Below are 23,239 nucleotides of genomic sequence, written 5' to 3'. Positions count from 1 at the left end.
ACTATTCAACCGTCACGGATTTGGCCAGGTTCCTCGGCTGATCGACATCGGTGCCCATGAAGACAGCCGTGTGGTAGGCAATGAGCTGAACAGGCAACGCGTAGATGATCGGCGCAACGATATCCGACATGTCCGGCAGAATGACGGTATTTTCGGCCGCATTGCCACACTCCGACGCACCGCGCTCGTCTGTGATGAGCACGATCCGTCCGCCGCGCGCGGCCACTTCCTGCATGTTGGAAACGGTTTTCTCGTAAATCGCGTCAAAGGGCGCGATCACGAAAACCGGCATGTTTTCATCAATGAGAGCTATAGGACCGTGCTTGAGTTCCCCGGCAGCGTAGCCTTCTGCGTGGATGTAGGAGAGCTCCTTGAGCTTCAGCGCGCCTTCCAGTGCAAGCGGGAAATTGGTTGCCCGGCCGAGGTAAAGTGCATTGCTTGCCTTCGAGAGCGGATGCGCCAGTTTCTCGATATCGCTTTCACGGGCCAGGGCCTTGAGAGCGAGGCTCGGCACTTCGATCAATTCCGCGACAAGCTCCTGCTCCCGCTCCGGCGTCAGCACGCCGCGCTCCCGTCCGGCCTGCAGGGCAAGACCGGCGAGCACCGCAAGCTGACACGTGAAGGCCTTTGTCGAGGCAACGCCGATTTCAGGTCCGGCAATGGTCTGGAAAACCCTGTCGGCTTCCCGGGCTATCGTGCTTTCCGGCACATTGACGATCGCGCCGATCGTGGCACCATTCGTCTTGCAGTAGCGCAGTGAGGCGAGCGTGTCTGCAGTTTCACCAGACTGGGAAATCACCAGCGCCGTGTCCTTGTCGCTCACCGGTGTTTCGCGATAGCGGAACTCGCTGGCGATATCGATCTCCACGGGAAGACGGGCGTATTTCTCGAACCAGTATTTGGACACCAGACCGGCAAGATACGCTGTCCCGCAGGCCGTAATGATCAGGCGTGACAGGTCCTTGAATTTGAGTTGGTCAGCCCCTTCCACGCGGGCCCGCTTGGTCGTGTAATCGAAATAGCGTGACAGCGTATGGCCCAGCACTTCCGGCTGCTCGTGGATTTCCTTGGCCATGAAGTGCTTGTAGTTGCCCTTGTCCATCAGACTGGAGGTGACAGACGACCTTGCTTCCGGGCGCGTGACAGGCTGGTTCGCCTGATCGAAGATCTCAACACCCGCCCTAGTGATGACAGCCCAATCGCCCTCATCAAGATAGGTAATCCGGTCGGTAAACGGCGACAGGGCGATGGCATCGGACCCGAAGAACATTTCCCCGTCTCCATGCCCGACAGCAAGCGGCGATCCTTTGCGGGCACCGATAAGAAGATCTTCCTCACCGGAAAACAGCATCGCCAATGCAAAAGCACCCTTCAGGCGCGGCAGAACCTGTGCAACAGCATCGCGAGGAGAAAGTCCCTTGGCCATCGCCAGATTCACCAGATGGGCCACGACTTCTGTGTCGGTTTCGGTATCCAGCACGGCGCCGGCAGCGACGATTTCCTCTCGCAGTTCCAGATAGTTTTCGATGATACCATTATGAACGACGGCAACCGAGCCGGCCTGGTGCGGGTGGGCATTGGCAACAGTTGGTGCGCCGTGTGTTGCCCACCGTGTGTGACCGATCCCGGAGATGCCTGTCAGGGGCGACTTTTCGAGAACAGCTTCAAGATTGCGCAGCTTGCCTTCGGCCCTGCGGCGCACGATGGCACCATCCACCAATGTGGCAACGCCAGCAGAATCATAGCCCCGGTATTCCAGCCGCTTCAGCGAATCCACGATCCGCGGCGCCGCATCAACCGTTCCCAACACGCCAACAATGCCACACATGCAAAAAGCCCTTTAAAAATGGATCCAACGGACCGCACTGCTTTAGACGACAGCGCCTGCCAACCAGAAATCAATCCCTGTTTCATTAAATGACAAGGGTCGAGAAATGTATGAAAGTCAGGATTTGGTTTCCTTGGCAGCCTTCAGCCGCTCCCGCAGCTGTTTTGCCTTGCCTTCCTTGACGATCTGCCGAGCGCGGCCAAATGCCATGGAATCCTGGTCCACATCATCGGTGATCACGCTTCCGGCAGCGACAAAAGACCCACTGCCGAGGCTGACCGGTGCCACCAGCGTGGAATTGGAACCGACAAAACTGCCCGCTCCAATCTCTGTCCGGTGTTTCAGGTAGCCGTCGTAATTGCAGGTAATCGTGCCAGCACCAATGTTCGACTTCGAACCGACACTTGCGTCGCCGATGTAGCTGAGATGATTGGCCTTGGCACCGTCTTCGAAGGTCGTGTTTTTGACTTCGACAAAGTTACCGATACGCGTGTCGGCCCCCAGAACCGTGCCTGGCCGCAGACGGGCATAGGGGCCAACAGCGCTGTTCCTGCCAACGGATGCTCCCTCAAGGTGACTGAAGGCGCGGATCCTTGCTCCGCTTGCGACCCTTACCCCCGGGGCGAAGACGACATTCTGCTCTACAACCACATCAGATTCCAGAACGGTATCATGCGAGAAATAAACCGTGTGCGGCGCAAGCAATGTGCAGCCGTTTTCCAAAGCGAAATTACGCATACGAACCTGGAAATCCTCTTCACAGGCAGCCAGCTGAGCACGTGTATTGATGCCTTGCGTTTCGACTTCCGAACCCGAAACCGCAACAACCTTCAAGCCCCTGCTGTTGGCGATTTCAACCGCGTCCGTCAGGTAAAATTCGTTTTTGGCATTGGCATTGCCAATCGCATCCAACAACGAGAGTGCATGCTGCCCCGAGAAACCCATGATGCCGGAGTTGCAGAACGTGATCCTCCGTTCTGCGTCCGAGGCGTCCTTTTCTTCCCGAATGGCAACCAGTTGCCCGTTATCGGTCAACAACCGGCCATAGCCGAATGGTTGTTGGGTTTCGAACCCAAGCACGGCCAGATCTGCGCCATCCGACAAGGCCCGTCGAACTTTGCCTATCGTGTCTGCCGTCACCAGTGGAGTGTCGCCGAACAGGATCAGGACATCGTCCGAAGGCGAGGCCAGCGCAGAACGGGCGGCAAGCGCCGCGTGAGCCGTACCCAGCCTCTCGTGCTGGACATGACAATGCGCTTCCGGTGCAAGGTTTTGAACCAGCTTTTCAAGCTCGCGCATATCTGGGCCGGTTACGACGGAAATTCGGTCAGAGCCAGCCTGTTTCAGGGCCTTTACCACATGCCCGACCAACGGCAGTCCGCCGATCTCATGCATCACCTTTGGCAGGTTGGATTTCATCCGGGTGCCAAGTCCGGCGGCCAGAACAATCGAAAGGCAAGAACGGGAAGTCATCAAAGGTCCACTGTCAATTTTTCGGGCATCACCCACACAAGTCGGCCTCTATATGCCCCGATCCACAGAACATTGAAAGATCTGACTTCCTGAGTGCTTCGGTTTGCTTTTCATTAACCATAATGCACACCTGATGAGGTATCTTCTTTGAGATTCGGTTTCAGGCTCGGAAAGCAGGACTTTTGGCAAAACGGAAGGCACAAAAATCTGTTCGGGACGTTGTCCGGGATACGTTCACGCCTTCGCGTGTCGGCCTGCTTTCCTGGGCATTTGCGGCCGTTTGCATGGGAACTGTCGGCCTTGCTTCCTATCAGTTCAGCAACGCCCACGGCCAGTTCACACCGAAGTTCGATTTCCCGACGGGAATAACTCTGCCCCCAATCGGAAGCGTGGGTTCAACTGCCTCCATCACGTCACCTTCCGGCAGAGGGGTGCCGGTAGAAGTCATGCAGTTGCCGGAAGATAGCGATCACGCCCCCCTTCCCGGCCTGGACCAGAGCCAGATCGCGGTGCTGCAGAAAGAAATCGTCGGGTTGCGTCGACGCCTTAGCGCACTTGCCGAACAAAATCTTGCGTATTCGCGCCGCATCGCTGCACTGGAGAAGGAAGCTGCTTTTTCGAGGCTTTCTGAAGCGGACTATACTGGCAGAGACAGCGGCGAACCAGTGGAACCGAGCCCGGGTATCGTCCGCACCGAGGTGACGGAAAAACTGGAAAAACCACTTCCCGTCCCCGTAGCGTCGCCAAAAGCAAAACGCGAAGCTTCAAAGCTGAACCAGACGACTTCTGCGGCACCAGATCAGGCGGACACCAAGAAACAGGTTTCAACGCCGGCCCTTGATGTTCCCAAGGCGCCCCCCCGGATGGTCAGCATCGATTCCGAAACCGCTCCAGTCGACGCGCCTACCCGAAGTTTCAATCCTGCCGAACCGGTCCGGATAGTCGACCTGCCAAGGGTAGATCTACCCGCACCAGGTGGCGAACCCCAAGCGACAGGTTCAATCCCCTTGGCCGTTGAAGACAATAAACCTTCTACACCGCCCTCGCCGGAGCCGTTCGACGCAACACCTACCCAGACGACAAGTCGACCTGCGGTTATCACGCCCTCCAGTCCCGCCGGACGGCTTCGCGGTGGCGGTGACAGCAAACTGAAGCGAAGCGATTTCGGGGCGATTATCGGTCACTACAGCTCAACTGCTGCAGCAGCAAAAGCCTGGGCCGATTTCAAGAATCAAAATGCGGAACGCATGCGTGACCTTCGCCCCCTCCTGATGGAACGAAATACGCCTCAAGGCGGTATTGCCTTGATGGTCGGACCGTTTGCCAATGCGGCGGACGCTGCCGTTGCGTGTCTTCACCTGTTGGATGTGACTGAGCTCTGTCACCCGGCCCTGTTCGCGGGTGACCCGCTCGTGACTGCGGCGGAATTTCGCGACACGGCGTTTTAAGGCAACCTAATCTCGTTAGATTTCAGTCGGTCGATGCAATGCGCCAAGGCGAAGAACCTTGGCGCTGCGTTTACCCGATGGTCTGCAGCGCGGGGAACGTTTCCAGGAGCCAATAGGACAAGACCGCCATCTGCCCGGTCAGGAACATGACCCCGGTCAATACGAGAACGCCGCCCATGGTCTTTTCGACGACACCCATGTGCTTGCGGAACCGCCGCATGAACTTGAGAAACGGCGAAGCGAAAAGCGCTGCAATCAGGAACGGGATACCGAGGCCGAGTGCATAGGCGCTCAAGAGCAAGGCTCCCTGCCCCACCGTTTCTTTTCCGCCAGCGACAAACAGAATGGCAGCCAGTATTGGGCCGACACAAGGTGTCCAGCCAAATCCGAAGGCAAGGCCGATGACATAGGCGCCAAGCGGACCCGCAGGCTTTTTCTCCACGTGAACACGCGCTTCCTTGTAAAGCAGGCCTATGCGGAACACGCCAAGGAAATGCAGGCCCATAACGATGATCGCGGCGCCGGCGATATAGCTCAGGTAATCGAGATAGGCGCGAATGAACTGGCCAAGAAAACTGGCAGTCGCCCCCAACAAAACGAACACGGTTGAAAAACCAAGCACAAAGAACAGGGCACTCAGAAACACCCGACGCGATGCAGCCGTGCTGTCTTCTGCTTCACCTGATAGTTGCTCCAGCGAAACGCCCGCAAGGAACCCCAGGTAAGGTGGCACCAACGGCAGGACGCAAGGCGAGACAAAAGATAGGACACCGGCAAGCGCGGCGCCTATGATGGTGACTTCCTGGATCATTCGACATTCCGGTTGTTCAGGCAGCCCACCGGCAATCCGGCGAGGCTCGGAGCGACCTTATTAGCCGCTTCCCCGCTTTGACCAAAGACACAAGGTGCTCACCATTTGGAGAGCCGTGAACACCGGTCAGTTTGCCTTGGCCGGTGCGGTTGCGGGCACTAGGCCTTTTTCCTGGAAATAGGTCAATGCGCCAGGATGTAGCGGCGCCGGCATGCCGTAGGCAACCAGGTCATTTTCGGTCAGGCGGCCAAGTGCAGGATGCAGACGCTTGAAGCTGTCGAAATTTTCGAAAACCGCTTCTACGAGTGTTGTCACGATCGGTTCCGGCATGCGCGCAGACGTTACGAAGGTCGCGACAACGCCGAAGGAATCCACTGGCTGCGAAAGACCATAAAGGCCCGCAGGGATGTCGGCCGGCATGTAGTAGGGAACTTCTGTCAAAAGCTCATCAACCGCCTTGCCATCGATACCAATCAGTCGAATATCGCAACGAGCCTGAGTTTCCTCGATCAACGCAGCCGGATGACCTATCAATTCGAAATAGGCATCAATTCTGCCTGAACAAAGCGCTTCAGACAGCTCCGATGTCTTGAGCTCTTCAAGATCTTCCTGATCGCTCTGCGTCCAGCCAAGGCCGCTGATCAGTGCGTTCCAGGAAGCTGCAGACCCCGATCCCTTGCTGCCGATATTTATCTTTGCCTCTTTCAAATCATCGAAGACCCGATAAGAAGATTCGTCTCGAACGACGATTGTTGCGACTTCGGCATGAAGTGAAAATATGGAGCGTAGCTCGTCAAACGGCCTGACCTCTTCAAAGGCAGAGGTCCCGAGAAAAGCGTGATGCTGCCAGTCGGACTGCACATAACCAAAATCGATTTCACCGGAACGAATCTTTTCGATATTGGCAATTGACCCCAGCGTGGTTTCGACTGAGCAACGAACGCCGTGGTCGGCGCGTGTCATGTTGACGATCTTGCAAGTCGCCCCGCCGGACGGATAGTAGACGCCGGTAACGCCGCCGGTGCCAATCGTAATGAAATGCTGTTCATCCGCACGCACGCCAGCGATTGCACCGCTCAAAACCAGCAACCCCACGCCCAGAAGTGCGGTAAGAAGGCTGCATGCGGTATTGGAACCGGACAACTGGCGCGTAAAGCACTGCGTCGCTACGAGGGTCTCCAGAGACTTTGCCAAATGTTCCGCCCTTCTGCCGCCGACAAATATGGCGGTATCCTTCAACAACTCGGCTACACACCGACCACAACAACCCAGCATCAGGCGCTGCAGTGCGACTCCTGCACATCTGGCTGCCGAGGCACCCGCAAGATTACGCAATGTCGAAGGGATAGCAAAGGCGACGCGTCAACACCAGTTCGGGACGATCGGTTCAATGACAAGTTACCGAGCCCATGACCGGACCGATAGCGCAAACAGTTTGAAAAAATTTCTGGTCAGAACAAATTTCGATTGAACAAATGCTACGGACGAGAATATGCCACGGTCCCCAACCCCTTGGACCGGCCATACTCCAGACAGCGTCAGTTGTTTCGCCCTCCCCGGATCACCTCAAAGAGCTTCCCCTTTAGCTCTTCTTCAGCATCACCGTCGCGAAGGCCCTGCCGCCACTGGTCAAGGATGAGACGCAAGCCGAGCGTTTCCCGGCTATGCGGTAGGTCTCCGATAAACGACGCGAAAAACAGGTCGAGCCGTTCCCGGTCGATCAAGCCCTGGTCGATCAATCCGTGAATCAGCGTCATCGTCGCAGCGATGTGCCCTTTCACGAAATCGAACTCGACGGAGCTCGTGTGGGTGTCGATTGTCGTTGTGTGCATGTAACCTCTCATGTGCCTGATAACGTTACCTCACATAGCTTTATTGCGCTACCTGACAGTTTTCGCAGGAGAATGATCGTTATTTTCTTAGAAGCGAAAATTAGCAACTAGAGTTAAAAAGAGTAGAATCTACTGTACTTGATAATACTATCAATCGAAGGACCGTTGTTGCTAATAACATGTGCGAGAATTCACCATTTCCCGAATTTGGTTGTGTGTTTTCAACAGTGACCACTGAACAACGCTGTTTTTTGCTACCCTGTTGAAAAAATCGATTTTGCCTCTTGCATTGTCCTCAAGGTCGGCCTAAACACACGCCACCAACGCGGTGGCGCTGCAACAACGCACTGAACCGCTTCGGAAATTGGTGAGAGCCGATAGCTCAGCTGGTAGAGCAACTGACTTTTAATCAGTAGGTCCAGGGTTCGAACCCCTGTCGGCTCACCAATATTTCCAAAAGCTTAGCCTTAAAAATTTTAAGCTTGTAGTATCGACCGCTTGCGCGTCGCACGGTGGACGAGATCTGTGTTTTCACTATCCAAGTTCGCGATCCCGAGACCTGAGAACTTGCTGGCATTTGACCTAAAAGCAAAGCCGGACAACCCATCTGGATCGCCCGGCCAAACTAACCTTAAGTAAGATTCAAACAACGCAAAACCGTTTGCGTATTGAAAATTTTCTCACATCAGGACGCAACAGGCTCCTGTTCCGTCTGGGTTTTTCCTTTTCCGCCAAACCAAGTTTTGACGGTTTCACGCATGGTCTGCATGTTCACATAAAGAATCGGGATCATGAGAATGCCGATGCAGGTCGCAAACAGCATGCCACCGAACACCGCGAAGCCAATGGCCTTCTGACTGGCCGCACCAGCACTTGATGCGGTCATCAAAGGCACGACACCCAGCAAGAACGACAAGGCCGTCATCATGACCGCCCTGAACCGAAGATGAGCCGCTTCTACTGCTGCATCCTTGATCGACTTGCCATCGGCCCTCTGCTCCATCGCAAACTCCACGATGAGGATGGCATTCTTGGCACCCATCCCGACAAGCATGATCATGCCGATCTGTGTGTAGAGGTTGACATCCCCCCCAGTCGCAAAGACCGCAACAAGCGCCCCGAGGATTGCAAACGACACCGACATCAAGATCGCAATCGGCATCGTCCAACTCTCATACTGAGCGACAAGGAAGAGATACGTGAACAAGATTGACAAAAGCAGGATGAAAAGAACGATCTGCCCCGATCCGAGCTGCTGAAGCGCTGTACCTGTCCACTCGAGAGAATACCCGTCCGGAAGGGCTTCAGCCCCCGCGGCATTGACTTCGTTGATGACCACACCTGTTGAGGCTCCAGGTGCCGGATCAGCCATCACGGCAGCGGCTCGGAACATGTTGTATCGGGTCAGGATCTGCGGACCGAGGACATTCTGTGTCGTCAGAATGCTGCGCATGGGCACCATCGTGCCGTCGCTCGACCGCACATAAAGTGCACCGATATCCTCCACCCGATCGCGGAACTTGCCTTCCGCCTGGATCATCACCTTGTAGACCCGGCCGAAGATGTTGAAGTCGTTGATATAGTACGAGCCCAGATAAGCCTGCAGTGTCGTGAACACATCCGACACATTGATGCCGAGTGTTTTGGCCTTTTCACGATCAAGATCGATAAAGACCTGAGGCACATTGGCCCGGAAAGTCGAGTAGGCGCGCCCAACTTCGGCACTCTGGTTGGCAGAATAAATCATCGAGCCAAGTGCCGATGACAAATCCTGCGGCGAACCTCCACCGGTTTGTTGCAGCATCACCTGAACGCCGCCGGTCGTGCCAAGGCCCGGAATCGGCGGGGGGTTGAAGGCAATGATATTCGCACCGGGAATAGTCGAGAATTCCGCCCAGAACTTTGCAAGGATCGCGTCAATGCGAAGGTCGGGAGCCTGACGGTCTTCCCAGTTCTTCATGGTCGCAATCACCAGCGCCGCATTCGAGGACGTTGCGCCGTTGAGGATTGAGTAGCCGTTGACAATGACGACGTCTTCCACACCCGGCGTTTTGGAGGTCAGGTCAACCACCTGCTTGGTCACGTTCTCCGTCCGTTGCAACGACGCTCCATCGGGAAGCTGAACGTCGACCATCAGGTAGCCCTGGTCTTCCGAAGGCAGAAAGCCCTGAGGCAGTGATCCGCCGAGTGTCACGATCAAGGCGACCGCCCCTGCAACAACGGCAAGCCCAATCACGGCGAAGCGAACAAGGCGGCGAATAATACCGGTATATCCGTTGCGTACCGAGGTGATGCCACGGTCGAACAGCCCCATGATGCCGCGCGGCGGGCCAGAACGGGCTTTCAGGATCAGGCCACAGAGAGCCGGAGACAGCGTCAGCGCGTTGATTGAGGAAATCAACACAGAGACCGAGATGGTGACTGCGAACTGGGAATAGAGACGGCCGGTAATGCCTGGCATGAAGATAGTCGGAACGAACACCGCCAGCAGCACCAGCGTCGTGGCAATCACCGGACTGGTGATCTGTTCCATCGCTTTCGTCGTGGCTTCTTTCGGCGACAAGCCTTCGTCGGCAATGATGCGTTCCACGTTTTCCACGACGACGATGGCATCATCCACAACGATACCAATAGCCAGCACCAGTGCGAACAGCGAAATCGTGTTGAGCGTCATGCCAAGTGCCAGCAGCACGGCAAACGTGCCGATAAGCGACACTGGAATGGCAACAGTTGGAATGATTGTCGCTCGCCAGTTCCCGAGGAAGATGAACACCACCGAGACCACCAGAAGGAAGGTCAGGAAAAGCGTGGTGATGACGTCGTTGAGAGAAGCCTGAACGAAATCCGTAGTGTTGAAGGGAACGCCGTACTGCATGTCCGGCGGAAAATTCTTGGCCAGTTCATCCAGGCGAGCCAGCACGTTTTCCGATACCTGAAGTGCGTTCGCGCCTGGTGCCTGATAGATTGCCAGAACTGTGGAAGGCTTGCCGTTGTATTCGCCGGAGGCGTTGTAAACCTGCGCGCCGAGTTCGACGCGGGCAACATCGCCAATCGTTACGACTGCGCCGTCTGCACCGGTCCGCAGAACGATCTGCTCAAATTCTTCCGGTGAGGCCAGACGGCCCTTTGCCTTGATCGTGTACTGGAACTGCTGTCCGTCCGGAACCGGAGGTGCGCCGATCTGACCGGCAGCCACCTGAATGTTCTGGTCACGTACGGCGGTGATGAAATCCGTCGGCGTCATGCCCAGGCTGGTCAACCTGTCCGGATCAAGCCAGATACGCATGCCGTAGGAAAAGTCGGTCATGACGTCTGCCAGACCAACCCCAGGCACACGGGCAAGTGCATCCTTCAGGTTGATCGAGGCATAGTTTGACAGGAAGACCGGATCGTAACTGCCGTTCGGCGAAAACAGTGTAATGACCAGCAACATGTTCGTGCTGGCTTTCTGCACTGTCACACCGTTGTTGGTCACATCGCTTGGCAGCTGGCTGTTGGCCTGACTGACCCGGTTCTGCGTGTTGACCGTGGCAATGTCCGGGTCTGTTCCGACAGCGAAGGTAACGTTGAGCGAATAGTTGCCGCTGTCGTTACTGGTCGACTGCATGTAGATCATGTCGTCGACGCCGTTGACCTGCCCTTCGATTGGGGCGGCAACAGTTTCTTCCAGCACTTCGGCATTGGCACCGGTATAGGTCGCCGTAACATTTACGACCGGTGGGGTGATATTCGGAAACTGTTCAACCGGAAGCGACAGATACCCAAGCACACCGGCAATAGTGATAACAATGGAAATGACCAGCGCGAATTTCGGCCGGTAGATAAAAAAGCGTGAAAACATTTAGCTTTTCTCCGCCGGCTTGGAAGCAAGTACCGGGTTCACGACAACGCCGGGGCGCACTTTCTGCAACCCTTCGATGATGACCTCGTCACCTTCCTTCAGGCCTTTGGAGACGACGAAATCCGTGCCTTCCTGCTGACCCAGTGTCACGTATCGCTGTTCGACCTTCTTGTCCGACGTGATTGCCAGTGCAAACGCACCTTCCTGGTCCCTTTGAATGGCAGCCTGCGGCACAACCAGCGCCGTTTCCGTTTTCGGCGCTTCGAGAACCACCGTCACATAGGTTCCGGAAATCAGGCGGATGTCCTTGTTGTCGAATTGTCCGCGGAAGGAGATGGTGCCTGTCGCTGTATCGACCTGATTGTCGATGAAAACGATTTTGCCCTTTTCATTATAGTCCTGCCCGTTTGGCAAAACCAGTTTCAGGTCTGGAGACTCATCCGGCTGGATATCGGCAGGGTTTATCCCGTGTGTCTTGACCGCGTTGAGATACTGCGCCTCGCTGACGGAAAAATTGACATAGACAGGAGCAAGGCTGATCAAGCTGGCCAGTGAATTCGTCGTGGGTCCGACGACCTCGCCAACGCTGTAGGTGGTCTTGCCGAGCTGGCCGTCGAAAGGTGCCGAAATATCGGTGTAGCTGAGGTTGAGTTCCGCCTCCTGCAGAGACGATTGCGCTGCCTCCACAGAGGCTTCCGCCTGTTGCTTTTGCGCCAAGGTCGCTTCGTAAGCAGCCTCGGAGAGATGCCCCTTGTCTCGGAGGTCCCTGTCACGCTTCTCGTCGGCAGCCTTCAGTGCAGCGTCTGCCTTTGCGCTTGCAAGATCCGCCTTGGCCTTTGTCAGTGCGGCCTGATACTGCGCTTTTTCAATCGTGAACAACAGGTCGTTTTTCTTGACGACGGAGCCGTCCGGCACAGCTTTCTCTTCCAGGAAACCTTTGACGCGAGCCATGAGATCGACCTGGTCGATTGCAGCGACTTGCCCGACAAAACGTGCGCTTTGACGAATATCCTGGGATGCAATCTTCGCAACGGTCACCGATGGTGGCGGCGCTGCCGGAGCGGCCTTTTGCGAGTCGTCGGAGCATGCGGCCAAGAGTGCCGAGGTTGCAGCAACGAGTGCAAAATTGCGAGGGAAAGAGGCAAAAGGCAAAAAAGTCATTCGGGAACTCCGCAGTCCGACCATCAGGTCAAGGCGCATAATTTGGGGTTCACTATAAAAGGACTGGTTGATTCAACAAGTGAATAGTGCCCTTGCCGTGTGGTCTTGGCGGGAAAAATTCCTTAACGTTTTCAAAGTCACGTATACATTGCCCGACACGGCAATCACGAAACACACCTAATGGTTTGTGCGTCGGCAAATTTTCTGAATGCGATAAAGTGCAGCAAATCCAGCCGGAGAGCCTTGGACGGAACATGTCTCCCGGCTAAGCCTTCTCACAAAGAATGGATTTCATTTACGAGACAACTGGCGACAGGATCAGCGTGAGCCCGTTGAGCTGGCCTGCCGGCACTATCTTGCGCTCATCCAGGCCTTTGCAGCCGATTTCCAGAGCAACAATCTGCGGCAGGGAGCCGGCAATTTGCGCAGCTGCATCAGTGCCGACCAGTGACGCATACGCAGATGGCGTTAGCACGGATATTGTTCCACGAGCAGTCTTGAGCTCCAGACCCAGACTGGTGGCGCGCATTTCGCGTTGGCCCGTGAACCCACCCAGAAACTCGTGATGATCCGAGGGATCGCCGGCAACGAGATAGACTGTCTTTATCGTTGACGCGCCGTTGGCATGATCCTGAAAGGCTTCTTTCCAGAAATTTTCGGGAAATCGATTCCTGCAAGTGAAATAGCCGATCTCCGGTGCAAGTGCATCACTGACAAATGTCAGGTCGAAGGCAACTTGCACCTTGCCGCCATCCGCCAGATTGGCGGTGCGCTCGAAGGAAAACGGCTCGTAGAGTTTCAGTCCAGCCTTGCTGAAATCGTCCCTGTCCTTCGCAGGATCGGAACTGTCCAGCACCAGCATGCTGGCCCCTTCGTGCCGGGACAGAAAATCTCGGTTGAAAGCCCCGAACGAGAAAACCTCTTCAGAAGCCTCGAAAATGAGATCCCGATCGGCAACGCTCAACAGCTCGACGAAAAAACCGTCGAGCTGAACCAAACGGTTGGCCGTTCCCCAGGAATGGCGATTTTCAGGAGTAACCGTGAAACCAAGGTCCGCCCACACCTGGCCCGCGGCCTCCAGATCCCTCACCGCTACAACGACGTGATCGAGCCCGCGCACCATTATCTTGTCCCCTTCCCGCCTTGGCCGATCAGACCAGACGGCCCTGATGGATCGCTGCGCTTATGAAGGATGCAAACAGCGGATGCGGATCGAAAGGACGGGACTTCAGTTCCGGATGGTACTGAACACCGACGAACCAGGGATGATCCGCGATTTCGACCGTTTCCGGCAAAACACCGTCTGGCGATGTCCCGGCGAAAATCAGACCGCATTTCTCGAGTTCATCGCGGTAGCCGATGTTGACTTCATACCGGTGGCGATGACGCTCCGAAATGCTGGTCGTTCCATAGATTTCAGCAATCTTGGAACCGGTCTTGAGCGCAGCAGGATAGGCACCAAGGCGCATTGTACCGCCCAGATCGCCTTCGGCGTCGCGCACTTCCTTGCGGTTGCCCTTCGTCCACTCGGTCATCAGGCCGACAACAGGTTCCTTCGCCGGGCCAAACTCGGTGGAATTGGCTTCGGCGATCCCGGCGAGATTGCGTGCCGCTTCCAGAACCGCCATCTGCATGCCGAAACAAATTCCGAAATACGGGATCTTGCGGGTCCGGGCGAAGTGTGCCGCAGCAATCTTGCCCTCTGCGCCCCTTTCCCCAAAACCACCGGGAACCAGAATTCCGTGAACACCTTCCAGATAAGGGCTCGGGTCTTCCTTCTCGAATGTCTCCGATTCGATCCATTCAAGGTTCACCTTGACCCGGTTGGCGATACCGCCATGGACCAATGCTTCGATCAGCGACTTGTAGGCATCTTTCAGAACGGTGTACTTGCCGACAATCGCGATCTTGACCTCGCCTTCCGGATTGGCAACCGCCTCGGAAATGCCGTTCCAGCGATCGAGCACCGGTGCAGGTGCCCCCTTGATGCCGAATGCAGCCAGAACTTCGTCGTCCAGCCCTTCCTTGTGGTAGGCGACCGGCACGTCGTAGATCGACTTGACGTCGTAGGCCGGAATGACCGCGCTCTCGCGCACGTTACAGAATAGCGACAGCTTCCGTTTTTCCGTTTCCGGAATCGGGCGATCACAACGGATCATCAGGATATCCGGCTGAATACCGATGGACCGCAGTTCCTTTACAGAGTGCTGCGTCGGTTTGGTCTTCATTTCACCGGCGCTCGGGATGTAGGGCATCAGGGTCAGATGCACATAGACGACATCGCCTCGCGGAAGATCGTTGCCAAGCTGGCGGATCGCCTCGAAGAACGGCAGGCCTTCAATATCGCCCACAGTTCCGCCGATCTCGACGAGAACAAAATCGTAGTCCTCGTTGCCGGTCAGAACGAAGTTCTTGATCGCATCAGTCACGTGCGGAATGACCTGGACGGTTCCGCCCAGATAATCGCCGCGCCGTTCCTTGGCGATGATGTCCTGATAGATCCGCCCGGTGGTGATGTTGTCCTGCTGGTTCGCAGGACGGCCGGTGAACCGTTCGTAGTGGCCGAGATCGAGGTCTGTTTCCGCACCATCGTCGGTCACAAAGCATTCGCCATGCTGATACGGGCTCATGGTGCCCGGATCGACGTTCAGGTAGGGATCGAGTTTGCGGAGACGGACCTTGTAACCGCGAGCCTGGAGCAATGCGCCCAGTGCTGCAGAAGCAAGACCTTTTCCAAGCGAGGAGACCACGCCGCCAGTGATGAAAATATATCGCGCCATGGACCAATACCATATCCTTGCCGAGGGCGCCTTGGCCACTCGGGAGTTGCGTTCTCAACACATAAAAATGCCCTGCGAGTTAAGCCGCAGGGCATATGTCGGGTGAATGGGCCAGAAGACCCGTTCGGCCGCCTTACTGGGCGGCCGGGACCTGAGGTCCGGAAGGTTGCTGTTGGTTCAGCTGTTTCAACGAATCGAGAACACCGCCTGAACCGCCTTCGGTCGTGCCGTCCGTCGTGGCAGGCGCTTCCTGGGTTGCCGTTGGAACAGCATCAAGAATCGAACCGGGCCGGTCCTGATTCTTTGCAATAAGGCTGAGCGTCAGCGAAGTAGCGAAGAAAGCGACCGCCAGAACGGCAGTTGCACGCGTCAGGATATTCGCAGTCCCACGACTGGACATCAGACCACCGCCTCCGCCGCCAATGCCAAGCGCGCCGCCTTCGGAACGCTGCAGGAGGACAACAAGCACCAGGGCCAGGACGACCATCAAGTGGATTACGATGACTACGGTTTCCATCGAACGCCATTCTTCATTGAATTCAAGATTGGCGGCCTTCTACACCAGACGCCGCCAGCTTTCCACCCTTCAATTGCGCCTTCGACACAGAAGCTTCAAGGCCGGGCACAATATATTCGGTGTCTTCAGGAATAAGCAGCAAGTATGCCGAGGAAATCTTCAGCCTTGAGACTGGCGCCGCCAACAAGGGCGCCGTCGACATTGGCAACAGACATCAGTTCACGCGCATTGCCCGGTTTCACAGACCCGCCGTAAAGAAGGCGCATGGAAGCTCCTTCCCCGCCGAACCTTGCGGAAAGATTGTCCCGCATTGCCTTGTGCATTTCCTCAACATCACCTGCGGTGGGTGTCAGACCTGTACCGATCGCCCAGACCGGCTCGTAGGCAATCACGCAGTTTTCGGCAGTCGCCCCATCCGGAACCGATCCGTTCAATTGGCGGTCGACAATAGCAAGTGCCTGGCCTGCCTTGCGCTCGGCTTCTGTCTCGCCGACACACACAATCGCCACAAGACCGGCTCTCCAGGCTGCCCGAGCCTTTTCATTGACATCAACATCGCTTTCAGCGTGATCCGTCCGGCGTTCGGAATGACCGACGATGACGGCCTTTGCGCCGGCATCTGCAAGCATTTCAGCAGAAATATCGCCGGTGTGAGCACCAGATACTGCGGTATGGCAATCCTGACCACCTACAGACAGCGCGCCACTGCCAGCCTTTTCCGCAATTGCTGCGATCAGCGTTGCAGGCGCACAAATCATCGCATCGACCGAATCCGCCAGATCGTCACTGATGCCGGCGATCATCTTGTAGACTTCAGCCTGGCTTGCCTTCAGACCGTTCATTTTCCAGTTACCGGCAACCAGCGGCTTGATCGCTGCGCTCATGTTCAGTTTCTCCCGCGGCATGATCCTTGATTTGCCGCCTATAGAGCAGAAGCGCACACGCGTTGCAATCACCCTGAGGACGGGAAAACCCAAATCGCTTCCGAAGTTTGTAAAAGGCCGCCTTGCGGCGGCGGCGCGGCGTCTTTATGATCCGCCCGCTCCGGCCAAGGCCGGTCCTGAATTCAGCCGGTGACGCCGGCTGCCGGAACGAAGAAGAATACGGGAGTCGTCATGCTTGACGCGCTGCGCAAGGGCGCTGGCACCTGGGTTGCCAAACTGTTTATTGCTCTGTTGATCTTTAGCTTCGCCGTGTGGGGCATTAGCGGTTTCTTGACCGGTGTCGGCCAGAACACCGCCGCCAAGGTCGGTGACACGGAAGTCTCCCTGTTCGATTTTGATCGGGCCTACAGGCAGGACCTCGGACGGCTGGCTCAACAGTTCGGCCGGCCGCTGACGCCGGCAGAAGGCGCGACCCTCGGTGTTCCGCAGCAAACCCTGGGCAAGCTTGTGGCCGAAGCGGCCATGAACAACACCGCTCAAAACATGAAACTCGGTGTTTCGGACGAACGCCTGGCGACCATTATCCAGAGTGACCCTGCCTTTCAGGGCCTGGGTGGCAGGTATGACAAGAACCGGCTACAGCAGGTTCTGCAGGCAAACGGATACCGGGAAGACGAATATGTCGTCGAACGCCGCAAGGTTGCAGAGCGAGCGCAGCTTGCAGAAGGCCTCGCCGGCAGCATGAAGGCGCCGATTGCCTATCTGGAAGTTCTTGACGCCTATCAGGGTGAAACGCGAAGCGTTGATTACCTGGTCGTCACACCGGAATTCATCGGAGACATCGAGGATCCGGCCGATGGTGTCCTGACAACCTACTTCGAAGAGAACAAGGATAATTTCCGGGCACCCGAGTTCCGTGAAATCAAATACGTCTCACTCACGCCGACATCTCTCTCTCGTCCGGATGACATTTCCGACGAAGACGCCCGCGCTGAGTTTGAGCGCCGGTCGGAAGATTTCTTCCAGCCCGAACGCCGCAAGATCCGTCAGATGTCCTTCCCGTCTCAACAGGCTGCGGAAGAAACTGCCGAAGAAATCGCGAACGGCAAGACCTTTGACGAACTCATGACTGACCGGAACCTTGCCAACAACGACGTTGCCCTTGGCGTCATGGCAAAGGCCGATTTTCTCGATGAAGCTATCGGCGACGCCGCTTTCAGCCTGGAGGAAGGCGCCACCAGTGGTACGGTGGAAGGCAGGTTCTCGACTGTCATTCTGAATGTCGAAGAAATCCTTCCTGAAAGCACCAAACCCTTCGAAGACGTGAAGGACGAGATCGTCCAGAGCCTCGCAAAGGAACAGGCGGAACGGGAAATTCTGGATCTGCTTAACGAAGTCGAGGATGCCCGGGCCGGCGGTGCTCCGCTGGACGAAATCGGCGAGCGTTTCGCCCTGACTGTAGAAACTCCGTCAGCTTTTGATGCATCCGGAAACGGTGAAGACGGTAAACCCGTAACCTTGCCTGATGCTGAGGGACTTGTAGCAGGTGCGTTCGACAGTGACATCGGCATCGAAAACGATGTCCTTCAGCTCGGTGAGCAAGGCTTTCTCTGGTATGACGTCGCAAAGGTTATTCCGTCGCGCGAACGCACCCTCGACGAAGTTCGCGAAGACGTCATTGCCGCCTGGAAGCAGGATGAACTAGGCAAACGCTTGAGCGACACTGCGGCAGACCTATTGGCCAAGGCAGAGGGCGGCACGCCGTTCATCGCCCTTTCCGCAGAAACCGGGCTGGAAGTGAAATCCGCAACTGACCTGAAGCGTAACACGCCGTCCGGGGATTTCGGCCGCGAAGCTGTTTCGGCAGTATTCGACGGCCCCGTTGGAACAAGCGCGGTCACCGAAACCAACGATGGCAACGGTCGGATCGTGCTTAAAGTGAGCGGTTCCAACGTACCGGACTTCCAGAGCGACGCACCGCAAGTAGCGGCCCTGGGTCAGCAGCTTTCCCAGCAAATTCAGGACACGCTGCTCGGCCAGTTCATCTCCGACCGGGAAACCAAGGCAGGGGTCGAGATAAACAATGCCGGTATCGCCCAGATGATCGGGTTGGACCGGAATTGATCCGTTTGAAAGTGGAATGACGACATGAGCACATTCAAGGACTTCATCGCCAAGGTGTCAGACGGTCACGCCTTGAGCCCTGAAGAAGCCCGCGAAGCCTTTGAGGTGATCCTGTCGGGATCTGCAACACCATCGCAGCTTGGCGGGTTTCTGATGGCCTTGCGTGTGCGCGGCGAAAGCATTGCCGAAGTCACGGGTGCGGTCGCGACCATGCGGTCCAAGATGATCCCCGTGAGAGCCCCGGCCAACGCGATGGATATAGTGGGAACGGGTGGCGACAATTCCGGCAGCTACAATATTTCCACGTGCACGGCCCTGGTCGTCGCCGGCAGCGGCGTTCCGGTTGCCAAACACGGCAACAGGTCATTGTCTTCCAAGTCGGGCGCTGCAGAAGCGCTCGCCGAACTTGGCGTCAACATCGATATCGATGCCAGGAAGATATCCGATTGCATCAACAGGGCGGGTATCGGTTTCATGTTCGCCCCGCTGCACCATGCAGCCATGAAACACGTGGGTCCAACCCGCATGGAGCTCGGCACGCGCACAATCTTCAATCTGCTTGGCCCATTGACCAATCCCGCAGGAGTGAAGCGCCAGATGGTTGGTGTGTTTGCCCGCAAATGGGTCGAACCGCTTGCGGAAGCTCTTCGCGAGCTAGGGTCTGAAAAGGCCTGGGTCGTCCACGGGTCCGACGGAATGGACGAAATTACCACAACCGGTCCAACCGCTATTGCCGAACTCAAGAACGGGACAATCCGTTCGTTTGAAATTTCACCCGAAGATGTCGGCCTTGCCGTTTCCGATCCGAAAGATCTCAAGGGCGGACTTCCCTCGGAAAACGCTAAAGCCCTGCGCGACGTCCTCGCCGGAGCAAAGAACGCCTATCGCGATGTGGTGCTGTTCAATGCGGCTGCCTCCCTGCTGGTTGCAGACAAGGTGGAAACCTTGAAGGATGGTGTCGAGTTGGCAGCGCAATCCATTGACAGCGGATCCGCGGCCGACACCTTGGAAAAGCTTGTCGCAGCATCGAATGGGTAAGACATGGCAGACATTCTTCAAAAGATCGAAGCCTACAAGCGCGAGGAAATCATCGCTGCAAAGGCATCCGTTTCGATCGACGAACTCAAGGCACGCATCAAAGACTTGAGTGCTCCACGCGGGTTTCTCAAGGCGATCGAAGCCAAACACGATAACGGTGAGTACGCTCTCATTGCGGAAATCAAGAAGGCCAGCCCTTCGAAAGGGCTCATTCGGGAAGATTTCAATCCGCCTCTCCTGGCAAAGGCCTACGAAGTAGGCGGCGCAGCCTGTCTTTCGGTCCTGACCGATACGCCCTCTTTTCAGGGAAAGCCTGAATTTCTGGCTGCTGCACGTGACGCTGTTGCCCTTCCTGCGCTGCGCAAGGATTTCCTCTACGATCCTTACCAGGTATATGAAGCCAGAGCCTGGGGCGGCGATTGCATCCTGATCATTCTGGCCGCTGTTGATGACGACACCGCCAAAGCATTGGAAGACACCGCGTTCGAACTCGGAATGGATGTCTTGCTTGAGGTACATGACGCTGATGAGCTGGAGCGTGCGCTCAAGCTGTCGTCTCGTCTGCTCGGTATCAACAACCGCAATCTCAAGACATTCGAGACCAAGCTGGAAACAAGCGAAGAGCTTGCACCGCGCATTCCGGACGACAGAATCATCGTCGGCGAAAGCGGCCTGTTCACCCCAGCCGACCTATCCCGAATGAACAAGGTTGGTATTTCAACGTTCTTGATCGGCGAAAGCCTGATGCGTCAGGAAGACGTCGCCTCGGCTACCAGAACGCTCCTGGCCCGTCCGGCCCTCTCCGAAGCGGTATAGGCGGACATGGCCAACAAGGACGCCATACTGACCCATCTGGATGCGGCAGGGTCTGCCAACATGGTGGACGTATCCGAGAAGTCCGTAACGCATCGGATTGCCGTGGCGCGCGGGACCGTCACCATGCGGACTGAAACCCTGGATCTCATCCGGTCCGGTAACGCCAAGAAAGGCGATGTTATCGGCACGGCACGCATAGCCGGCATCCTGGCCGCCAAGAAGACCCACGAACTGATACCGCTCTGCCATCCACTGATGTTGTCCAAGGTGTCCATCGACATCGATACCGATGATGATCTTCCCGGCCTCATAGTAACAGCGACAACCAAGGTCAGCGGCCAGACAGGTGTCGAGATGGAAGCCTTGACCGCATGCTCGCTGGCCTGCCTGACGATCTACGACATGGCTAAGGCCGTAGACCGGGGCATGGTCATCGGAGATATCCGTCTGGTCGAAAAATCCGGTGGCAAATCCGGCCATTGGACACTCGACAAGGACGGCAGCCTGGGTGGCACCTGATGAGCCTGATGCCTGTCGACGAAGCGCTGACGAAGCTCCTTTCCGGCGTAAAACCTCTTGAAACGGAATATGTTCCGCTCGAGAGCGCCAACGGCAGATATCTGTCCGCCCCCCTTGTTTCCACCCGAACCCAACCGCCTTTCGCAGCGTCTGCGATGGACGGCTACGCCATTCGTCATGAAGATCTTTCCGCTTCCCGAACATCCTTGACCGTTGTCGGCGAAGCACCGGCCGGCCATGGTTTTTCCGGAACGGTCGGCAACGGTGAAACGGTGAGGATCTTTACCGGTGCTCCTGTGCCGGCCGGTACGGACACGATCTTGATCCAGGAAAACGCAGAGCGTGAAGGCGAGCGCATAACCGTTCTGGAGAACCCGGCCAAGGGCGCATTCGTTCGTCCGGCCGGCCTGGACTTTTCCGAAGGTGATGTGCTTCTGCAACCGCCGCTCAAACTTGCCTACCGGCATCTCGCCCTTGCCGCTGCAATGAACCACGCGGTCCTGCCGGTGCACCGCAGACCGAAGGTTGCGATACTCGCAACCGGGGATGAACTCGTTCGCCCAGGAACGGAACCGGGACCGGATCAGATAATCGCCTCGAACCACGCAGGTATCGCCGCACTCGTGGAAGATTGTGGCGGTCAGCCACTCGATCTTGGAATATCACCCGACGAACCGGTGGCACTTGCGAACCACGTTAGGCGTGCGATTACCGAGAAGGCCGACATTCTCGTCACGCTTGGGGGTGCCTCGGTCGGCGACCACGATCTTGTTCAAAGTGTCCTTGGACAGGAAGGCATGGACCTGGCGTTCTGGCGAATTGCAATGCGTCCGGGCAAGCCGTTGATGGCAGGCCGTCTTGGCGGCACCAAGGTTCTTGGTCTGCCCGGAAACCCCGTCTCAAGCCTTATATGTGGTTTGCTGTTTCTGAAGCCACTCATGCAGGCAATGCTCGGTCAGACGCCGGAACAGTCAGGACCTCAACAAGCCATACTCGCCTCTTCCTTGCCTGAGAACGATCGCAGGCAGGACTACGTCAGGGCAACGCTTTCCAGATCGGCAAACGGTGATCTGGTTGTCACGCCGTTTTCCCGGCAAGACAGTTCCATGTTGAACCTGCTCGCCAAATCCGGCGCACTTGTGGTCCGTCCACCTCATGCTCCGGCGCTGGAAGCCGGAGCCGAAGTGCCCATACTGGTACTCTGACGTGACGTGGCAGCTAGCAGTGCGACTGTCTGCGCTCGTGCCCCAATCGAGAAGCTGACTACTCCTCCCTCAGGAAAACAAAACCCGGCCGAGTCTCGGCCGGGTTCTTATTCTTAAATCAGCACGAGGTCGTTTACGCCTTCTGGACGGCGCGCTTTGCCATAACGGTAACCAGGTTCGCACGATAAGCAGCAGACCCGTGAATGTCAGACAGAAGATCGTCCGCGTCGGGCGCTATGCCGGCGACGGCGTCGGCTGAAAAATTACTTGCAAGCGCCGTTTCCATGGCGGACATGCGGAAGACACCACCCTGTCCTGCTCCGGTTACCGCAACCTTGACGGAGCCATCGTTGCCTTTGGCAACGAAGACACCGGCCATGGCATAACGCGATGCCGGGTTCGGGTATTTGGCATAGGCACTGGCGGCAGCACCCGGAAACTTGACGGCGACGACGATTTCATCTTCATCAAGCGCGGTTTCAAACATGCCGGTGAAGAACTCTTCCGCTGCCAGTTCCCGCTTGCTTGTGACAACGGTTGCACCGAGCGCAACCAGCGCAGCAGGATAGTCGGCTGCAGGATCATTGTTGGCAATTGAGCCGCCAATGGTGCCCATATGACGAACCGCCGGGTCACCAATGCCACCGGCGAGTGACGCCAGTCCAGGAAGCTTCTGCTTCACCAGATCCGAAGTCGAGACTTCGAAATGGCTCGTTGCTGCGCCGATGGTCACACCATCGCCGTTTGCGCTGATCCCCTTCATGTCCGCAATCTTGGTGACATCCACCAGATCGCTGGGGGCTGCAAGCCGCTGTTTCATGGTTGGCAGCAAAGTCTGGCCACCACCAAGGAATTTGCCGTCATCGGCATTGGCCATTAGTGAAGCAGCTTCCGCTACCGATCCGGCCTTGTGATACGTCGTTTCATACATGCTGGGTCTCCCCGGATTTCGAACTGTGCAA

Annotated in this window: 18 protein-coding genes and 1 tRNA gene; 7 read left to right on the top strand and 12 right to left on the bottom strand. The window is 56.6% G+C overall.

Going from position 1 to position 23,239, the window contains the following annotated elements; genetic code table 11:
- Position 1 precedes the first annotated feature (1 nt).
- Together glmS and glmU are read right to left on the bottom strand one after the other, a co-directional pair.
- Complete coding sequence (gene glmS, locus ACP90_RS14295) at positions 2-1,828, bottom strand: glutamine--fructose-6-phosphate transaminase (isomerizing) (protein WP_062488706.1); 1,827 nt, start codon at positions 1,826-1,828, stop codon at positions 2-4.
- A 117-nt stretch (positions 1,829-1,945) separates the two neighbouring features.
- Entirely contained in the window at positions 1,946-3,301 is a 1,356-nt protein-coding gene (gene glmU / locus ACP90_RS14290; protein ID WP_062488705.1) for a bifunctional UDP-N-acetylglucosamine diphosphorylase/glucosamine-1-phosphate N-acetyltransferase GlmU, read from the bottom strand.
- A gap of 284 nt (positions 3,302-3,585) precedes the next feature.
- On the opposite strand from glmU, the gene ACP90_RS14285 reads away from it, so the two are divergent.
- Positions 3,586-4,749, top strand: coding sequence for a hypothetical protein (locus ACP90_RS14285; protein ID WP_145915776.1), 1,164 nt, complete (start codon positions 3,586-3,588; stop codon positions 4,747-4,749).
- Between the two features lie 70 nt (positions 4,750-4,819).
- Here the strand turns inward: ACP90_RS14285 and ACP90_RS14280 are convergent, their stop codons facing one another.
- The 3 genes from ACP90_RS14280 to ACP90_RS14270 all read right to left on the bottom strand — a co-directional run bounded on the left by ACP90_RS14280 (position 4,820) and on the right by ACP90_RS14270 (position 7,392).
- Positions 4,820-5,560, bottom strand: a complete 741-nt coding sequence (locus ACP90_RS14280; protein WP_022998556.1) for a cytochrome c biogenesis protein CcdA — start codon at positions 5,558-5,560, stop codon at positions 4,820-4,822.
- A gap of 126 nt (positions 5,561-5,686) precedes the next feature.
- The gene (locus ACP90_RS14275; RefSeq protein WP_208993320.1) at positions 5,687-6,754 is read right to left on the bottom strand and encodes a TAXI family TRAP transporter solute-binding subunit; all 1,068 of its coding nucleotides are present in this window, start codon (positions 6,752-6,754) and stop codon (positions 5,687-5,689) included.
- Positions 6,755-7,098: 344 nt separating this feature from the next.
- Positions 7,099-7,392, bottom strand: coding sequence for a hypothetical protein (locus ACP90_RS14270; RefSeq protein WP_031268452.1), 294 nt, complete (start codon positions 7,390-7,392; stop codon positions 7,099-7,101).
- 371 nt (positions 7,393-7,763) lie between these two features.
- Between ACP90_RS14270 and ACP90_RS14265 the strand changes: the two genes are divergently transcribed.
- A tRNA-Lys gene (locus tag ACP90_RS14265) sits at positions 7,764-7,839 on the top strand.
- 238 nt (positions 7,840-8,077) lie between these two features.
- Here the strand turns inward: ACP90_RS14265 and ACP90_RS14260 are convergent.
- The 6 genes from ACP90_RS14260 to tpiA form a co-directional block, all read right to left on the bottom strand.
- On the bottom strand, positions 8,078-11,233 hold the full coding sequence (locus ACP90_RS14260) for a multidrug efflux RND transporter permease subunit (RefSeq protein WP_062488703.1): 3,156 nt from the start codon (positions 11,231-11,233) through the stop codon (positions 8,078-8,080).
- Positions 11,234-12,394, bottom strand: coding sequence for an efflux RND transporter periplasmic adaptor subunit (locus ACP90_RS14255; RefSeq protein WP_208984171.1), 1,161 nt, complete (start codon positions 12,392-12,394; stop codon positions 11,234-11,236).
- A 295-nt stretch (positions 12,395-12,689) separates the two neighbouring features.
- Positions 12,690-13,517: a VOC family protein gene (locus tag ACP90_RS14250; RefSeq protein ID WP_062488702.1), complete on the bottom strand. Its 828-nt coding sequence runs from the start codon at positions 13,515-13,517 to the stop codon at positions 12,690-12,692.
- A 28-nt stretch (positions 13,518-13,545) separates the two neighbouring features.
- Complete coding sequence (locus ACP90_RS14245; RefSeq protein WP_022998550.1) at positions 13,546-15,174, bottom strand: CTP synthase; 1,629 nt, start codon at positions 15,172-15,174, stop codon at positions 13,546-13,548.
- Between the two features lie 133 nt (positions 15,175-15,307).
- On the bottom strand, positions 15,308-15,691 hold the full coding sequence (gene secG, locus ACP90_RS14240) for a preprotein translocase subunit SecG (RefSeq protein WP_022998549.1): 384 nt from the start codon (positions 15,689-15,691) through the stop codon (positions 15,308-15,310).
- Positions 15,692-15,816: 125 nt separating this feature from the next.
- Positions 15,817-16,575, bottom strand: coding sequence for a triose-phosphate isomerase (gene tpiA / locus ACP90_RS14235; protein WP_055656557.1), 759 nt, complete (start codon positions 16,573-16,575; stop codon positions 15,817-15,819).
- Positions 16,576-16,806: 231 nt separating this feature from the next.
- Here tpiA and ACP90_RS14230 point away from each other — a divergent pair, with 231 nt between their 5' ends.
- From ACP90_RS14230 to glp, 5 genes are read left to right on the top strand one after another with little or no spacing between them, the layout of a single operon-like run.
- Entirely contained in the window at positions 16,807-18,699 is a 1,893-nt protein-coding gene (locus tag ACP90_RS14230; protein ID WP_062491628.1) for a peptidylprolyl isomerase, read from the top strand.
- A gap of 24 nt (positions 18,700-18,723) precedes the next feature.
- A complete protein-coding gene (gene trpD / locus ACP90_RS14225) occupies positions 18,724-19,737 on the top strand; it encodes an anthranilate phosphoribosyltransferase (protein ID WP_022998546.1) in 1,014 nt (337 codons plus the stop codon).
- A 3-nt stretch (positions 19,738-19,740) separates the two neighbouring features.
- Entirely contained in the window at positions 19,741-20,553 is an 813-nt protein-coding gene (trpC, locus tag ACP90_RS14220) for an indole-3-glycerol phosphate synthase TrpC (RefSeq protein WP_062488701.1), read from the top strand.
- A 6-nt stretch (positions 20,554-20,559) separates the two neighbouring features.
- Positions 20,560-21,072 (top strand): cyclic pyranopterin monophosphate synthase MoaC, encoded by a 513-nt coding sequence (gene moaC, locus ACP90_RS14215; protein WP_055654413.1) that lies wholly within the window; start codon positions 20,560-20,562, stop codon positions 21,070-21,072.
- The gene (gene glp / locus ACP90_RS14210) at positions 21,072-22,277 is read left to right on the top strand and encodes a gephyrin-like molybdotransferase Glp (protein ID WP_062488700.1); all 1,206 of its coding nucleotides are present in this window, start codon (positions 21,072-21,074) and stop codon (positions 22,275-22,277) included. The genes moaC and glp overlap by 1 nt, the downstream gene beginning before the upstream one ends.
- A 133-nt stretch (positions 22,278-22,410) precedes the next feature.
- On the opposite strand, the gene ACP90_RS14205 is transcribed toward glp, so the two are convergent.
- On the bottom strand, positions 22,411-23,208 hold the full coding sequence (locus ACP90_RS14205; protein WP_022998542.1) for a xanthine dehydrogenase family protein subunit M: 798 nt from the start codon (positions 23,206-23,208) through the stop codon (positions 22,411-22,413).
- Positions 23,209-23,239 lie beyond the last annotated feature (31 nt).

The sequence above is a fragment of the Labrenzia sp. CP4 genome (assembly GCF_001579905.1).
Classification (GTDB): Bacteria; Pseudomonadota; Alphaproteobacteria; order Rhizobiales; family Stappiaceae; genus Roseibium; species Roseibium algicola.
This window is presented reverse-complemented; position numbering and strand designations above follow the sequence as displayed.

Coding starts and splice junctions, on each gene's coding strand:
- glmS (WP_062488706.1), bottom strand. CDS start 1,828: ATGTGTGGCATTGTTGGCGTGTTGGGAACGGTTGATGCGGCGCCGCGG.
- glmU (WP_062488705.1), bottom strand. CDS start 3,301: ATGACTTCCCGTTCTTGCCTTTCGATTGTTCTGGCCGCCGGACTTGGC.
- ACP90_RS14285 (WP_145915776.1), top strand. CDS start 3,586: ATGGGAACTGTCGGCCTTGCTTCCTATCAGTTCAGCAACGCCCACGGC.
- ACP90_RS14280 (WP_022998556.1), bottom strand. CDS start 5,560: ATGATCCAGGAAGTCACCATCATAGGCGCCGCGCTTGCCGGTGTCCTA.
- ACP90_RS14270 (WP_031268452.1), bottom strand. CDS start 7,392: ATGCACACAACGACAATCGACACCCACACGAGCTCCGTCGAGTTCGAT.
- ACP90_RS14260 (WP_062488703.1), bottom strand. CDS start 11,233: ATGTTTTCACGCTTTTTTATCTACCGGCCGAAATTCGCGCTGGTCATT.
- ACP90_RS14255 (WP_208984171.1), bottom strand. CDS start 12,394: ATGACTTTTTTGCCTTTTGCCTCTTTCCCTCGCAATTTTGCACTCGTT.
- ACP90_RS14250 (WP_062488702.1), bottom strand. CDS start 13,517: ATGGTGCGCGGGCTCGATCACGTCGTTGTAGCGGTGAGGGATCTGGAG.
- ACP90_RS14245 (WP_022998550.1), bottom strand. CDS start 15,174: ATGGCGCGATATATTTTCATCACTGGCGGCGTGGTCTCCTCGCTTGGA.
- secG (WP_022998549.1), bottom strand. CDS start 15,691: ATGGAAACCGTAGTCATCGTAATCCACTTGATGGTCGTCCTGGCCCTG.
- tpiA (WP_055656557.1), bottom strand. CDS start 16,575: ATGAGCGCAGCGATCAAGCCGCTGGTTGCCGGTAACTGGAAAATGAAC.
- ACP90_RS14230 (WP_062491628.1), top strand. CDS start 16,807: ATGCTTGACGCGCTGCGCAAGGGCGCTGGCACCTGGGTTGCCAAACTG.
- trpD (WP_022998546.1), top strand. CDS start 18,724: ATGAGCACATTCAAGGACTTCATCGCCAAGGTGTCAGACGGTCACGCC.
- trpC (WP_062488701.1), top strand. CDS start 19,741: ATGGCAGACATTCTTCAAAAGATCGAAGCCTACAAGCGCGAGGAAATC.
- moaC (WP_055654413.1), top strand. CDS start 20,560: ATGGCCAACAAGGACGCCATACTGACCCATCTGGATGCGGCAGGGTCT.
- glp (WP_062488700.1), top strand. CDS start 21,072: ATGAGCCTGATGCCTGTCGACGAAGCGCTGACGAAGCTCCTTTCCGGC.
- ACP90_RS14205 (WP_022998542.1), bottom strand. CDS start 23,208: ATGTATGAAACGACGTATCACAAGGCCGGATCGGTAGCGGAAGCTGCT.